This is a genomic window from Stenotrophomonas sp. YJH_SMC_133, assembly GCF_059370655.1.
Map to the genome: position 1 here is coordinate 64,040 of NZ_JCAFTW010000008.1, position 13,358 is coordinate 77,397.

General features: G+C 67.2%; 15 protein-coding genes. 7 read left to right on the forward strand and 8 right to left on the reverse strand.

What is annotated here, in order from left to right:
- Window positions 1-127: 127 nt before the first annotated feature.
- A complete protein-coding gene (locus AC5P78_RS12870) occupies window positions 128-2,125 on the reverse strand; it encodes a bifunctional DedA family/phosphatase PAP2 family protein (protein WP_012481181.1) in 1,998 nt (665 codons plus the stop codon).
- An 85-nt stretch (window positions 2,126-2,210) separates the two neighbouring features.
- Between AC5P78_RS12870 and AC5P78_RS12875 the strand changes: the two genes are divergently transcribed.
- Window positions 2,211-2,873 (forward strand): serine/threonine-protein kinase, encoded by a 663-nt coding sequence (locus AC5P78_RS12875; protein WP_012481180.1) that lies wholly within the window; start codon window positions 2,211-2,213, stop codon window positions 2,871-2,873.
- 14 nt (window positions 2,874-2,887) lie between these two features.
- The gene (locus tag AC5P78_RS12880) at window positions 2,888-3,376 is read left to right on the forward strand and encodes a DUF2867 domain-containing protein (protein WP_012481179.1); all 489 of its coding nucleotides are present in this window, start codon (window positions 2,888-2,890) and stop codon (window positions 3,374-3,376) included.
- 51 nt (window positions 3,377-3,427) lie between these two features.
- Here AC5P78_RS12880 and AC5P78_RS12885 read toward each other — a convergent pair whose 3' ends face one another.
- Window positions 3,428-4,111, reverse strand: coding sequence for a hypothetical protein (locus AC5P78_RS12885; protein ID WP_005414380.1), 684 nt, complete (start codon window positions 4,109-4,111; stop codon window positions 3,428-3,430).
- A 108-nt stretch (window positions 4,112-4,219) separates the two neighbouring features.
- On the opposite strand from AC5P78_RS12885, the gene AC5P78_RS12890 reads away from it, so the two are divergent.
- Both AC5P78_RS12890 and AC5P78_RS12895 read left to right on the forward strand, forming a co-directional pair.
- The gene (locus AC5P78_RS12890) at window positions 4,220-5,038 is read left to right on the forward strand and encodes an SDR family oxidoreductase (RefSeq protein ID WP_062605701.1); all 819 of its coding nucleotides are present in this window, start codon (window positions 4,220-4,222) and stop codon (window positions 5,036-5,038) included.
- Between the two features lie 92 nt (window positions 5,039-5,130).
- The gene (locus AC5P78_RS12895; protein ID WP_138969844.1) at window positions 5,131-6,123 is read left to right on the forward strand and encodes a YiiG family protein; all 993 of its coding nucleotides are present in this window, start codon (window positions 5,131-5,133) and stop codon (window positions 6,121-6,123) included.
- Window positions 6,124-6,178: 55 nt separating this feature from the next.
- Here AC5P78_RS12895 and AC5P78_RS12900 read toward each other — a convergent pair whose 3' ends face one another.
- Complete coding sequence (locus AC5P78_RS12900) at window positions 6,179-7,051, reverse strand: ion transporter (protein ID WP_005410911.1); 873 nt, start codon at window positions 7,049-7,051, stop codon at window positions 6,179-6,181.
- 63 nt (window positions 7,052-7,114) lie between these two features.
- Here AC5P78_RS12900 and AC5P78_RS12905 point away from each other — a divergent pair, with 63 nt between their 5' ends.
- Window positions 7,115-8,341 carry an acetylornithine transaminase gene (locus AC5P78_RS12905; protein ID WP_138969843.1) on the forward strand — a complete coding sequence of 409 codons (1,227 nt, stop codon included), beginning with the start codon at window positions 7,115-7,117 and terminating at the stop codon, window positions 8,339-8,341.
- A 53-nt stretch (window positions 8,342-8,394) separates the two neighbouring features.
- Here the strand turns inward: AC5P78_RS12905 and AC5P78_RS12910 are convergent, their stop codons facing one another.
- Window positions 8,395-8,997, reverse strand: coding sequence for an HAD-IA family hydrolase (locus tag AC5P78_RS12910; protein WP_099561289.1), 603 nt, complete (start codon window positions 8,995-8,997; stop codon window positions 8,395-8,397).
- A 122-nt stretch (window positions 8,998-9,119) separates the two neighbouring features.
- Between AC5P78_RS12910 and azu the strand changes: the two genes are divergently transcribed.
- Window positions 9,120-9,569, forward strand: a complete 450-nt coding sequence (gene azu / locus AC5P78_RS12915) for an azurin (RefSeq protein WP_138969842.1) — start codon at window positions 9,120-9,122, stop codon at window positions 9,567-9,569.
- Between the two features lie 72 nt (window positions 9,570-9,641).
- Here the strand turns inward: azu and hemL are convergent, their stop codons facing one another.
- Together hemL and thiE are read right to left on the reverse strand one after the other, a co-directional pair.
- A complete protein-coding gene (hemL, locus tag AC5P78_RS12920; RefSeq protein WP_049395371.1) occupies window positions 9,642-10,931 on the reverse strand; it encodes a glutamate-1-semialdehyde 2,1-aminomutase in 1,290 nt (429 codons plus the stop codon).
- A 16-nt stretch (window positions 10,932-10,947) separates the two neighbouring features.
- Complete coding sequence (thiE, locus tag AC5P78_RS12925) at window positions 10,948-11,574, reverse strand: thiamine phosphate synthase (RefSeq protein ID WP_049395370.1); 627 nt, start codon at window positions 11,572-11,574, stop codon at window positions 10,948-10,950.
- Window positions 11,575-11,608: 34 nt separating this feature from the next.
- On the opposite strand from thiE, the gene AC5P78_RS12930 reads away from it, so the two are divergent.
- Entirely contained in the window at window positions 11,609-11,833 is a 225-nt protein-coding gene (locus AC5P78_RS12930) for a rubredoxin (protein WP_005410905.1), read from the forward strand.
- A gap of 78 nt (window positions 11,834-11,911) precedes the next feature.
- On the opposite strand, the gene AC5P78_RS12935 is transcribed toward AC5P78_RS12930, so the two are convergent.
- Complete coding sequence (locus AC5P78_RS12935; protein WP_024957828.1) at window positions 11,912-12,757, reverse strand: SirB1 family protein; 846 nt, start codon at window positions 12,755-12,757, stop codon at window positions 11,912-11,914.
- A gap of 144 nt (window positions 12,758-12,901) precedes the next feature.
- Entirely contained in the window at window positions 12,902-13,345 is a 444-nt protein-coding gene (locus AC5P78_RS12940) for a DUF192 domain-containing protein (RefSeq protein ID WP_138969841.1), read from the reverse strand.
- Between the last annotated feature and the right edge of the window lie 13 nt (window positions 13,346-13,358).

Below are 13,358 nucleotides of genomic sequence, written 5' to 3' on the forward strand. Positions count from 1 at the left end.
ACCTTGGTGCACACGCTGGTGCATGCGGGGAATGTCATCCACGCATGGCGTGGATCTACTCCGCCGGGCATGGTTCGGCGCTACCTGTCCGTGTTGCGGCAGCGCCGGGTCATGCCCGGCGGCCTCCTCAGGGCGTGGTGGTCTTCAACCGCAGCACCGGCAATCCGGTTTCGCTGTGCACGTCCTCGCGCTGCGGCAGGTCCTGCACGGCGTCCTTCACCGCGTTCAACGCCGGGTCGACGCCACGCAGCGGGTGCCACATGCCGATCCACTCGAAGTGGCGTTCGTAACGCAGGGTCTGTGCACTGCCCAGCCACAGCGGCGTGTTGCCCGCCTGCAGCTGCGCGGGTGCCGGCCACAGGCGCAGCACATAGCGTTCGTCCGGCTTCGCACCCTGGCGCACCATCAGCAGTGCTTCCACGCGGGTGTCCAGCGTCGCCGGCAGCACCGGCAGTTCATCGGCGCCGGTGTTCTTGTCCAGCATCAGCAGCGCCTGCTGCCAGCCGGCCTGTTCCTGCCGCTTCCAGCCACGCGCTTCCAGCTGCGCCTGCAGCGGTGCCAATGGCCCGGCCACCTGCACGTCCAGCGGCCAGCGCTGGTCGTCGTCGAACTCGTTGCGGCGCGCCGGCAGCGTGGCCCAGTCGTGCTGCCACCAGGCCTGCATGTCCATCGCCTGCGGGGCCGGCAGGGTCGGTTCGAAGCGTTCCAGCTTCACCGGGATGTTGCGCGGTGCGTACCACATCGCCGCCACGGCGAAGACGCCGTAGAACAGCCAGGCCACCGGCTTCACCCAGAACGAGCGGTTGAAGCGGCGGCGATAGGCGATGCCCAGCACCAGCAGCCAGAACGTGCCGAACAGCATGCCGCCGATCACGTCGCTCAGCCAATGCGCGCCCAGGTACAGGCGCGAGAAGCCGATCAGGCTGACCACGATGCCCGAGACCAGGTACGGCCAGACGCGGGTGCGGCCGGGCATCTCGCGTGCGATCAGCACCGCGAAGAAGCCGAAGGTGATGGTGGCCATGGTCACCGACACCGACGGGAAGCCGAAGCCGCTGCTGGCGTCGATCGGGCGCACCACATCCACGGTGGCGCCCAGCAGCATGGTCAGCGCCAGGCCGAAGGCCAGTGCCGCCAGCCAGTGCGCAGCGGCCATCCAGCGTCGGCGCCAGATCAGATAGCCCATCGCCGCGGCGGTGGCCGGCAGCAGGACCTGCCAGGCCCCGAGCGACGCCAGCGCAGCCATCGGGTAGTCGGCCAGCGGATTGCGCAGCGCCAGCATGGCCTGGTGCACCAGCAGGTCGATCGCCAGCGGCTCGCCGTGTGCGACCACCACGGTCAACAGCGCGAACCAGCCCCAGCCCAGCAGGAGCAGCATCAGCGCCAGCATCGCCAGCGGCACCGATTCGCGCCGCTTCGGGTCCAGCACGCCAACGGTGTAGCGGCCCAGCGTCGGGTGGCGGTTGGACCAGTCCAGCAGGCGTGCCAGCCAGTTGTCCATGCGTGCGGCCGACCAGCGGTAGCCGTACAGCACGATAGCCCAGACCAGGCCAAGGATCACCGCCAGCAGGCCGACCACCACCACCAGCCGCCCGGCCACAGCAGCCACCGCGTCGTACGCTTCGCCGAGGATCCAGCCCGGCGCCAGGAACAGCACCGCCCAGGAAATGCTGGCGATGCCGCTGGCCTGCACGTAGCGGCTGGCGGGCATCTTCATCATGCCGGCGATGGCCGGCACGAACGGGCGGATCGCGCCGACGTAGCGTGCCACCAGGATGCTCTTGAAGGCATTGCGGCGGAACAGGTTTTCGCCGCGGTCGAGCAGCTGCGGGTAACGGCTGAACGGCCACACGCCGCGCAGGCGGTCGCCCCAGCGGCGGCCGATCCAGTAACTGATGCCATCGCCGGCAAACGCACCCAATGCCGCAGCCGCCACCGCGTACGGCCCGGAGATCTGGCCCAGGCCAATGAACACGCCCACCGCGAACAGCAGTGGCAGCGCCGGCACGATGGCGCCAAGAATGATGACCGCATCGCAGAAGGCGATGAGGAAGATAACGGCGCCCGCCAGCACGGGGTGAGCGGCAATCCACGCGAGCGTGGCGTCGATCCATGAAGAGTCCATTGCCCGATTATAGGGGCGTGAAGGTGACTGGTTCCCAGCCGCTTCGTGACCGTTTGCAACCGGCGCCATCGCCTAGAATGGAGTCATGCCGCATACGCCAGACGCTCCCCACCGTGCTTTGAAGGCCGACAGTTTCGGTCAGATCCTTCTGGTTGAAGGGCCCGATGGCCCGTTCGTACGCCGCGATCTGGGGGCCACGCCGCTGTGGCTGCGGTTGCCCGCGTGGTGGCTTGCACGTCGCGAAGCACGCGCGCTGCGCCATATCCATGGCATGGCCGATGTGCCGCAGCTGCTGGCCTGGGATGGCCGCCACCTCGACCGCAGCTTCATGGCCGGCGATGCCATGTACCAGCGTCCGCCGCGCGGCGATCTGGCCTGGTTCCGCGCCGCGCGTCGCCTGCTGCAGCAGCTGCATCGCAATGGCGTGGCCCACAACGACCTGGCCAAGGAAGCCAACTGGCTGGTCACTGAAGATGGACGACCGGCGCTGATCGACTTCCAGCTGGCGGTGATCGGCAACCCGCGCTCGCGCTGGATGCGGCTGCTGGCCCGCGAGGACCTGCGCCACCTGCTCAAGCACAAGCGCATGTACTGCCGCGAATCACTCACCCCGGTGGAGAAGCGCGTGCTCAAGCGTACGTCGTGGGTGCGCGAGCTGTGGTTCGCCACCGGCAAGCCGGTCTACCGCTTCGTCACCCGCCGCATCCTGCACTGGGAAGACAACGAGGGGCAGGGACCGAAGCCGTGAGTGCATCGCAGGTGATGAGCGCGCCGCCGAGCGCGGGCAGCGTGCTGCGAACTCAGCTGCCCGGTGCGGATTTCGTGCATGCGTGCCATGCGACCACCCGTCGTGATGGGCGCTCGGCCTTGCAGGCCTATCGCGACATGGCCGCGAGCATTCCCGGTTGGTTCGATGGTCTGATGGCGCTGCGCAACCACGGCATGCGCCTGCTTGGGATGAAGCACCTTGGCTCATTGCGTGCGGTGCAGGACACCGACGATCCGGCTGCCGGCCAGCGGCTGGGCATCTTCACCCTGCAGTCGCTGGATGACGACGCCATCGTGCTGGAAGACGATGATCGCCACCTGCGCGTACAGCTGGCCCTGCAATGGCAGGGCGATGCGCTGGAAGTGGTGACGGTGGTGCATACGCATAACGCATTCGGGCGCCTCTACATGCTGCCGGTCGCGCCCGTGCACAGGTTGATCGTGCCGCATCTGCTGCAGAAGCAGGTGCAGGCGTACCGATGATTCGACACTGCGCTCGCCGGGCCATGCCAGGCGACACGCGGCGTTTCCGGATTACGGCGTCGCCGGCACCACCTGCTGGCCGATGAAGTTGCGTTTGGCATCGAAGTCATAGGCGATCTGCAGCTGGCCCACGTCCGGGCAGGCGTGGCAGTCGCGCAGCGGTGTGCGGTACAGCAGGCGGATCCCGCCGCCCTCCAGCGGTGTCGCTCCGGCCGATTGCGCCGGCGCGAATGGCGTGGCCTGCGGGTTGGCCTTCAACAGCTCCTGCACGGCCGGGTCGGCACGCAGCGTGTCGTCCAGCTGTACGGCATCCACATCGATGCGCTTGCCGCTGGCGTCGACCAGGCGGGTGCCTTCGTTGGTGTTGGCCCGGAAGGGATACTCGACCGTGGCAATGCCCAGCCCCTCGTTCTCATGCCAGGCGGTCACATACGCCAGTTCCCCGGCGCTGGACAGTTGCTCGGCCGCGGTGATCGCCTCGGCGCTTGCTCCCCCCGCTCGCATCGCATCGCGCAGGCAATCCCGGGTGGCGGCATTCTCGCCCTGGCGGCATGCGTTCAGATCGCCATCCCAGACCACGGCCTCGCTCCAGCGCATCTTGCCGTCGGCGGCGGCCTTCTCCGCGCTGGGCGCGTCACCGGCGGGTGGCTCCTTGCCGGGTTCCGGCGAACGGCCCTGGCAGGCAGTCAGCAGGGCAAGCCCCAGGGCAGGCAGCAACAGGCGGGAACGGCGCATGGCGTGGACCTCGTGCGTTGGCTGGAGGCCCGAGTATCGTCAAGGCCGGGTGAACTCCGCGTCGGCGCGGCATACTAGCGGCTCATTGCATACGCTGGAGTGTGGAACGTGGGCAGTCTGCAGGGCAAAACGCTTTTCATCACCGGAGCCTCGCGTGGGATCGGCCTGGCCATCGCACTGCGCGCTGCGCGCGACGGCGCCAACGTGGCCATTGCGGCCAAGTCGTCGGTGCCGAATCCGAAGCTGCCGGGCACCATCCATACCGCGGCCGAAGCGGTGACGGCGGCAGGCGGGCAGGGACTGGCCCTGAAGTGCGACATCCGCGAGGAAGAGCAGGTGCACGCGGCGGTTGCGGCCACGGTCGATACCTTCGGTGGCATCGACATCCTGGTCAACAACGCCAGCGCGATCTGGCTGCGCGGTACGCTGGATACGCCGATGAAGCGTTTCGACCTGATGCAGCAGGTCAATGCGCGCGGCAGTTTCCTGTGCGCGCAGGCCTGCCTGCCGTACCTGCTGCAGGCGCCGAATCCGCACATCCTCACCCTTGCACCGCCGCCCAGTCTGGAGCCGAAGTGGTGGGCACCGCATACCGGCTACACGCTGGCGAAGATGGGCATGAGCTTCGTTACCCTGGGCCTGGCCGCGGAATTCGGCCCGCAGGGCGTGGCGGTGAATGCGCTGTGGCCGCGCACGGTCATCGCCACCGATGCGATCAACATGATCCCGGGCGTGGATGCGGCCGGCTGCCGCATGCCGCAGATCATGGCTGATGCCGCGCATGCGGTGCTGGTGCGCGAAGCGGCGGGCTTCCATGGCCAGTTCCTGATCGACGATGACGTGCTGGCGCAGGCGGGTATCACCGATCTTTCGGGCTACGCAGTGGATCCATCGCGTCCGTTGCTGCCGGATCTGTTCCTGGATTGATCGTACGTCGCCGGAAGAGGCCGAGGCTGCGAGCTTCGGCCTGCTGCGCTAGAATGTGCGTCTGTAATCGTTTTCAACAGGGATGTGAACACATGCCACGCACTCTTTCCGTCGCGGCGCTGGCCGCTTCGCTGTCGTTGATCCTGGCCGCCTGCGGTGGCAAGGCACCCGCCGCTGCGGGCGGCGCCGCTGCATCCGGCACGCCGGACGCCAGCGCGGCGCCGTCCGACCCGCAGCAGCAGTTGACCGCCAAGCTCAACGCCTACATCGGCTGCTTCAACGCGCTTGATTCGAAGACCCACGGCAGCATCGAGTCCTATACGCGCTGGATCAAGGATGTCGCCGCCGGCCCGACCGGTCGCGAGACACAGGTGTACGGTCCGTTCGAGATCAGCGATTACGACATGAAGCAGTGCGATGCCCCCGTGACCGAGGCGATCGCTGCCAAGCCAGTGCTGGCCGAACTCGATGCTGCTGCTGGCCACTACCAGCAGGCGCTGAAGGCACTGGTGCCGATCAGCAAGGACGCGCACGACTACTACGATCGCCAGGACTACGAAGACGACCAGTTCGCCAAGGGCAAGCAGCTGCACGCGCCCCTGATGGTCGCCTTCAAGGATTTCGTGGCTGCCAGCGAAACGTTCAATGCCGAGCTGGAGCGCCAGAACGACGCCGCCCAGCGCGAGCAGCTCAAGGCACTGGAGCAGGCCGAGGGTCGCACGCGCGAGTACTACCGCCTGGCGATGATGCTGGAAGCCAAGGCCATCATGGATCTGATGAGCGAGGATGATTTCGATCAGGCCAAGGCCCGCGAGCGTCTGGATGCGTTCAACCGCATTTCCGACGAAGCACATGCGAAGGTGGCTGATCAGGAACCGGGCAAGCTGGACTGGAACAGCTTCGAGCGTGAGGCCGAGAACTTCCGTCGGGAAGGCAAGGCGCGGCTGCAGCGCGTCAGCGAGAAAGAGCCTTACACCGATTTCGAACGACGCATGCTTGATTCGCCGTCGATGGCGCCCCGTGGATCGGCCAGCAAGCTGATGCAGGAATACAACACGCTCGTTTTCCAGAGCAACCGCCAGTAGTGCTCCCGCTCATGGCGTGATCAGCGTGCGCCGGTGTACATCGCCGGCGCTCGCATCAATGACTGAACGCATCCGGCAGCTTGCCGCCGCACTTGCGGCAGTGCAGTGCATCCGGTTCATGGCCTTCCAGCCCACAGTCCGGGCAGCCACGCGCATCGCGGCGTGCGGCCTGCTCGGCTTCACGCATGGTGCTGGCCAGTTCGGCGGTGTAGATGCCGGTGGGCACGGCGATGATGCTGTAGCCGATCAGGATCAGCACCGAGGTGACGAAGCGGCCGAGCACGGTCTGCGGCACGATATCGCCGAAGCCGACCGTGGCCATGGTCACCACCGCCCAGTACATGCTGGCCGGGATGTTGGTGAAACCGTGTTCGGGGCCCTCGATCACGTACATCAGCGCACCGGCGATGATGGTGATGGTGATCACCGTGAACAGGAACACCAGCACCTTGCGCCGGCTGCGCCACAGCGACGTCATCAGGACGCCGCTTTCCTCGATGTAGCGGGTCAGCTTCAGGATGCGGAACACCCGCAGGATGCGCAGCGCGCGCACCACCAGCAGGCTCTGCGCGCCGGGGATGAACATCGACAGGTAGGCGGGCAGGATCGACAGCAGGTCGATGATGCCCCAGATGCTCACTGCATACCGCAGCGGGCGCTTGACCACCGCCAGCCGCAGCAGGTACTCGGCGGTGAAGATGATCGTGAATCCCCATTCCAGGATGTACAGGCCGGTGGACCATTCCGCATGCAGGTGCTGCACGCTGTCGATCATCACCACCAGGATGCTGGCGACGATCGCCACCACCAGGATCAGGTCGAAATTGCGCGAAGGGCGGGTGTCATGGCGGTAGATGATGTCGAACCACCGACGGCGCCAGCCGGTCTCGGTGGCGGGGTTGAGCTGGGGGGCGGAAAACGGTCGCATGGGCGCATTGTGCCGCAGGGGTTCCGGCGCGAGAATGGGCGTTCCTGAACCCTGCCGACTGCCATGACCGCCGCGACCGATCCGCTGATCTCCCTTTCGCACTATTACCTGCCGGTCTACAAGCCCCGCCAGGTGGTACTGGAGCGAGGCCAGGGCGCCCGCGTATGGGACAGCCAGGGCCGTGAGTTCATCGACCTGGCTGCCGGCATCGCCGTGTGCGGCCTGGGCCACAACGATCCGGACCTGGTGGCCGCGCTGGTCGAGCAGGCCGGCAAGCTCTGGCACACCAGCAACGTGTTCTACAGCGCACCGCCGCTGCACCTGGCCGAGGAACTGGTGAAGGCCAGTCGTTTCGCCGAGCGGGTGTTCCTGTGCAACTCCGGCGCCGAAGCCAACGAAGTGGCGATCAAGATGATCCGCAAGTGGGCCTCCAGCCAGGGCCGCCCGGCCGACAAGCGCGTCATCATCACCTTCCGTGGCAGCTTCCACGGCCGCACCATGGGCGCGGTGACCGCTACCGCGCAGCCGAAGTACCAGGAAGGCTACGAGCCGCTGCCGGGTGGCTTCCGCTACATCGATTTCAACGACGAAGTGCAGCTGGAAACCGCGATGGCCGCCGGTGACGTGGCGGCGGTGATGCTGGAGCCGATCCAGGGCGAGGGCGGCGTGATGCCGGCCAAGTCCGGCTTCCTCAAGCGCGTGCGCGAACTGTGCGACCAGCACGACGCGCTGCTGGTGCTGGACGAGATCCAGGCCGGCATGGGCCGCACCGGCACGCTGTTCGCGCACTGGCAGGACGACGTGGTGCCGGACATGGTCACCCTGGCCAAGGCACTGGGTGGCGGCTTCCCGATCGGTGCGATGCTGGCCGGCCCGAAGGTGGCCGAGACCATGCAGTTTGGCGCGCACGGCACCACCTTCGGTGGCAACCCGCTGGCCGCTGCGGTGGCCCGCGTGGCGCTGCGCAAGCTGGCCTCGTCGGAGATCGCCGCCAACGTCAGCCGCCAGTCGAAGGCGCTGCGCGATGGCTTCGCGCGCATCAACGAAGAGTTCGGCGTGTTCAGCGAGGTGCGTGGCCGCGGCCTGATGCTGGGTGCGGTGCTGAGCAAGGACTTCGCCGGCCAGGCTGGTGCGATCCTCGACCACGCCGCCGGGCAGGGGCTGCTGACCCTGCAGGCCGGCCCGGACGTGCTGCGCTTCGTGCCGTCGCTGAACATCACCGACGAAGAAGTGGCTGAAGGCCTCAAGCGCCTGCGCGCGGCAATTGCCGCGTTCATCGCCGCACGCTGACGCCATAATGCTGGGGTCGGATCCCTCTCCTGCGGAGAGGGCTCTGACCCCGATCAGCCCACCGCGTAACGCTTCAACACCTTGCCCAGCCCACGGCCATCGCGCACGGTTTCCGCGTGCAGGCCGGCGGCGCGTGCGCCGCGCACGTTGGCGAACAGGTCATCGACGAACAGCGTGCGCGCAGGTGCCACGTCCAGTGCTTCCAGCGTGCGCAGGAACACCGCGGGCGCCGGTTTGCGCAGACCGAACTCCGCGCTGCAGAACACGCGGCCCTGGAGCGCCGGGAACAGTTCCGGTAGCAGAGTCGGCAAGGCCTGCTGCATCAGTGCGCCATTGTTGGTCAGCACCGCCATCGGCAGCTGCAGGGCCTGCAGGCGCTGCAGCACGGCCGGCTGTGGATGGCTGGCGGCCTGTCGCGCCGCGATCCACGTGTGTACATCAACGGTACGGCCCAGCTGTTTGCTCAGCTGCGCCAGATAGGCCGGGCCATACAGCGTGCCATTGTCATGTGCCGCTTCCAGCCCGCTGTCGTACAGCGCGGCCTGCACGGTTTCCGGCGCGACATCCAGCGCCTGTGCCAGATGCAGCACGCGCTGCGCGCGCTGGTACTGCACCAGCACGCCGTCCACATCCAGCAGCAACAGATCGATCCGCATCAGCCGAGCATGCCATCGCGGTGGATGCGCGGAAACCCTGGAGTGCGCGTGCGACAGACGGTCGCAGACGCGGCCACAGGGGGCTGCCTAGAATGGCGCTTGAATCCGCAGGAGATGCAACGATGAAGGCTTGGATGGTGGCAGTGGGACTGGGCGCGCTGATGCTGGCGCCGTCGGCGATGGCGCGGGTGTGTGCGGTCAGCATCGACAGCACCGACCAGATGAGCTTCAGCAGCCGCGAGATCAAGGTCGCCACCGACTGCACCGCCGTGGAGCTGACCCTGCGCCACACCGGCAAGCTGGCTGTCACCGCGATGGGTCACAACTGGGTGCTGACCCGTACCGCCGATTACCAGCCGGTGGCGATGGCGGGCATGCGCATGACCCTGGCCGACAGCTACCTGCCGAAGGCCGACAAGCGCGTGCTGGCGCACACCAAGGTGATCGGCGGTGGCGAGACCACGCGCGTGCGCTTCTCCACCCAGGGCCTGCAGAAGGGCGGTGACTACACCTTCTTCTGCTCGTTCCCCGGCCACTTCGCGATGATGAAGGGCAAGTTCGTCTTCGGTTGAAAAAAAGGGGACGGAGGGGATTAAGTCGTTTGTGCACAAACGACTTAATCCCCTCCGTCCCCTTTTTTGCGATCAGCCCTTGGCAGCCTTGAACGCCACGCGTGCTGCGGCCAGCGTCGCCTCGATCACGGCATCGTCGTGCGCGCTGGACAGGAAGCCGGCCTCGTACGCCGACGGGGCCAGGAACACGCCCTGCTCCAGCATCGCGTGGAAGAAGCGGTTGAACGCCGGAATGTCACAGGCGGTGGCCTGCGCATAGGTCTCCACCTTCTCGCTGGTGAAGAACAGCCCGAACATCGCACCCACGCAGGTGGTGGTCACGGCCACACCGGCGTCGGCGGCGGCCGCTTCCAGACCCGCACACAGGCGTGCGGTGCGCTCGGCCAGGTCGGCATGGAAACCCGGCTGCTGGACCAGCTCCAGCATCGCCAGGCCGGCGGCCATCGCCACCGGATTGCCGCTCAGCGTGCCGGCCTGGTAGATCGGGCCGGCCGGTGCGATCTGCTGCATCAGCTCGCGGCGACCACCGTAGGCACCCACCGGCATGCCACCGCCGATGATCTTGCCGAAAGTGGTCAGGTCCGGGGTGATGCCGTAATGCGCCTGCGCACCGCCGAGGGCAACACGGAAGCCGGTCATCACTTCGTCGAAGATCAGCAGCGCGCCATGCTTCGTGCACAGCGCACGCAGGTGTTGCAGGTAGCCCTCGCGCGGCGGGATGCAGTTGGCGTTGCCGACCACCGGTTCGATGATCAGGCCGGCGATGTCGTCACCCTGCTGTTCGAACAGGGCGGTGGCCGCTTCGAAGTCGTTGTAGGGCAGGGTCAGGGTCAGTTCGCTCAGGCCGGCCGGGACGCCCGGCGAGGTCGGCACGCCCAGGGTCAGCATGCCGCTGCCGGCCTTGACCAGGAACGAGTCGCCGTGGCCGTGGTAGCAGCCTTCGAACTTGACGATGCGGTTGCGGCCGGTGGCGCCACGCGCCAGGCGGATCGCCGACAGCGTGGCCTCGGTGCCGGAGTTGACCATGCGCACCATCTCGCACGATGGCACCAGGCCGGTGATGGTCTCGGCCATGGTGACTTCGGCCGCGCACGGCGCACCGAAGGACAGGCCACTGTCGATCGCCTTCTTCACCGCCTGGCGCACGGCCGGGTGGTTGTGGCCGACGATCATCGGGCCCCAGGAACCGACGTAGTCGATGTAGCGGTTGCCATCGACGTCGTACAGGTAGGCGCCATCGGCGCGTTCAACGAAGAACGGCTCGCCGCCGACCGACTTGAACGCACGTACCGGCGAATTGACGCCGCCCGGCAGCAGCTGCTGGGCACGGGAGAACAGGGCGTGGGACTGGTCGTGGTTCATGGGGCTTTCCTGGGCATTACGCGAACTGGGCGAGATAGGCGCGCTGGGTCGCGACCGGGTCCGATGCGGCATAGATACCGCTGACCACGGCCACCAGATCGGCGCCGGCGTCGATGATGGGACCGACATTGTCCGGCGTCAGGCCGCCGATCGCCACCCGCGGCACGCCGAGTGCGGCGCTTTGCCGCAGCAGGTCGGCGTGGGCGCGGCTGCTGGTGACCTTGGTGGTGGTCGGGAAGAAGGCGCCGAAGGCCACATAGCTGGCGCCGGCCGCCACGGCCTTCTCGGCATTGGCCAGCTGGTCGTAGCAGGAGGCGCCGATGATGGCCTCGGCACCGAGCAGCGCGCGCGCGCTGGGGATGTCTCCGTCGGTGCCGCCCAGATGCACGCCGGCCGCGCCCACGGCCTTGGCCAGCACCGGATCGTCGTTGACGATCAGCGACACGCCGTGGGCGGCGCACAGGCCTTGCAGGGCCGTTGCCTGTTCCTGCCGCAGGGCATCGCTGGCGGTCTTGTGGCGGTACTGCAGCCAGGTGGCACCCGCGGCCAGCAGCGGCGCGGTACGGGCCAGCAGGCGCGCGGTATCGGGCTCGTCCGGGGTGATCAGGTAGACGCCGCGGGGCGCCGGGGAAGCAGAAGTCATCGATGGCTACCGGTGCGTGGGCTGCAATGGGACAATGGCCGCCCGTGAATCCAGCCCCGATTATCCGATGAGCGACGCCAGCCCCACCACCCTGCGAACCTGGATGTGCGTGGTCTGCGGCTTCCTGTACAGCGAAGCGGAAGGCTTGCCGGAGGAGGGTATTGAGCCCGGGACGCGTTGGGAGGACATTCCCGAAACCTGGACCTGCCCGGACTGCGGGGTGACCAAGGCCGATTTCGAGATGGTCGAGGTCGATTGACCGGCGGGCCACCCGGCCCATCCTGTGGGTGCGGACCGTTGGGGTGGGTGTGGACCGTTGGTCCACACACCGACACCCTCAATGCAGCCGCGGCATCGGCCCGCCGAGGTCGATCAGCTTCTCGCGCAGCCACTGCGCGTCGCTGGCCTCGGGATTGCGCTTCAGGTACTGCCCCAGGTCATGGCGGGCACCGGCCAGATACTCCAGTTGCAGGTACGCCAGGCCGCGGTCGCGCAGCGCGTCGTCCTGCTCGGGCGCCAGTTTCAGCAGGCGGTCGGCACTGCGTGCGGCACGATCCCATTCACCGGCTTCGGCGTAGACACCATGCAGGTTGCGCAGCATGCGCATCAGGATCGCGCGCGCCGGCGCCGGGTCGAGGATCTGCGCCAGCACCTGGTCATCGGGCATCTGTCCGCCCAGGTGTGACTTGGCGCGTTCGCGCAGTTCGTCCACGTCCAGTGGCCGGCCACCGTTGAACGGGTCCATCACCAGCACGCCGTCGTCCACCGGCAAGCGCACCAGGAAGTGGCCGGGGAAGGACACGCCATCCAACGGTATGCCGAGCCGGCGCGCGACTTCCATCTGCACCAGCGCCAACGAGATCGGATTGCCCAGGCGCCGCTCGAACACCTGGTTGAGGTAGCTGTTGCGCGGGTCGTAATACTCGTCGTGGTCGCCGCTGTAGCCCAGCTCGTCGAACAGGTGGCGGTTGATCGCCGCCATTTTCAGTGGGCTGTTGTCGATGCTCTCCACTTCCGAGCGGAGGTGGTCGACATGGCTCTGGATCAGCGCGTCGTAGGTGGACGGCTGCAGATCGGGGTATTCATCGCGCGCGATCAGCAGCGCGGTCGGCAACAAGGGCAGCGCCTCGTCTTCGAGGTCGGCCAGTGCATCCCAGTCGGGGAGTGTGATCCGGTCCTGCATGACCACAGACTGGCGTCATTCGCAGGCGGTTTCAAGCGGTGCCGCGTGAAAAATCCGGGGGTCAGATCCCTTTCGCGTGCGAAAGGGATCTGACCCCTGCAGGGTTGCCGGCCAGCGGCCGGCACTACCGCGGGCAGAACCCTGTTACTCGATGCCTGGGCCGAATTTCAGCTCCGTGCCGTCCTTCAGCTTCAGCTTCTCGGCCTGGCCCGCATTGAGCTCCAGCACGTACCGGGCCGGGCCACCGCTGGGATACGGCGGGCACATGTCGCCGGCCGAGCACGGCGGAACGTCGCGCTGCTGGCTGACCAGCCTGCGCTCGCTGTCGAAGTACAGGATGTCCAGCGCGATCTTCGTGTTCTTCATCCAGTACGCCTGCATTTCCTCGCGGTCGTGGATGAACAGCATGCCGTGGTCGGCGGCCATCTGGTCGCGGAACATCAACCCGCGCGCGCGGGTTTCATCGTTGGTGGCCAGCTCGACCTGGTAGCGGGCGCCATCCAGCTCGACCCAATGGCGGGCCGCGTCGGTGGCACAGCCGGCCAGGGCCAGCAGCGGAAGCATCAGCAGCGAACGCAACAGCGACATCGTCAGGATCCTT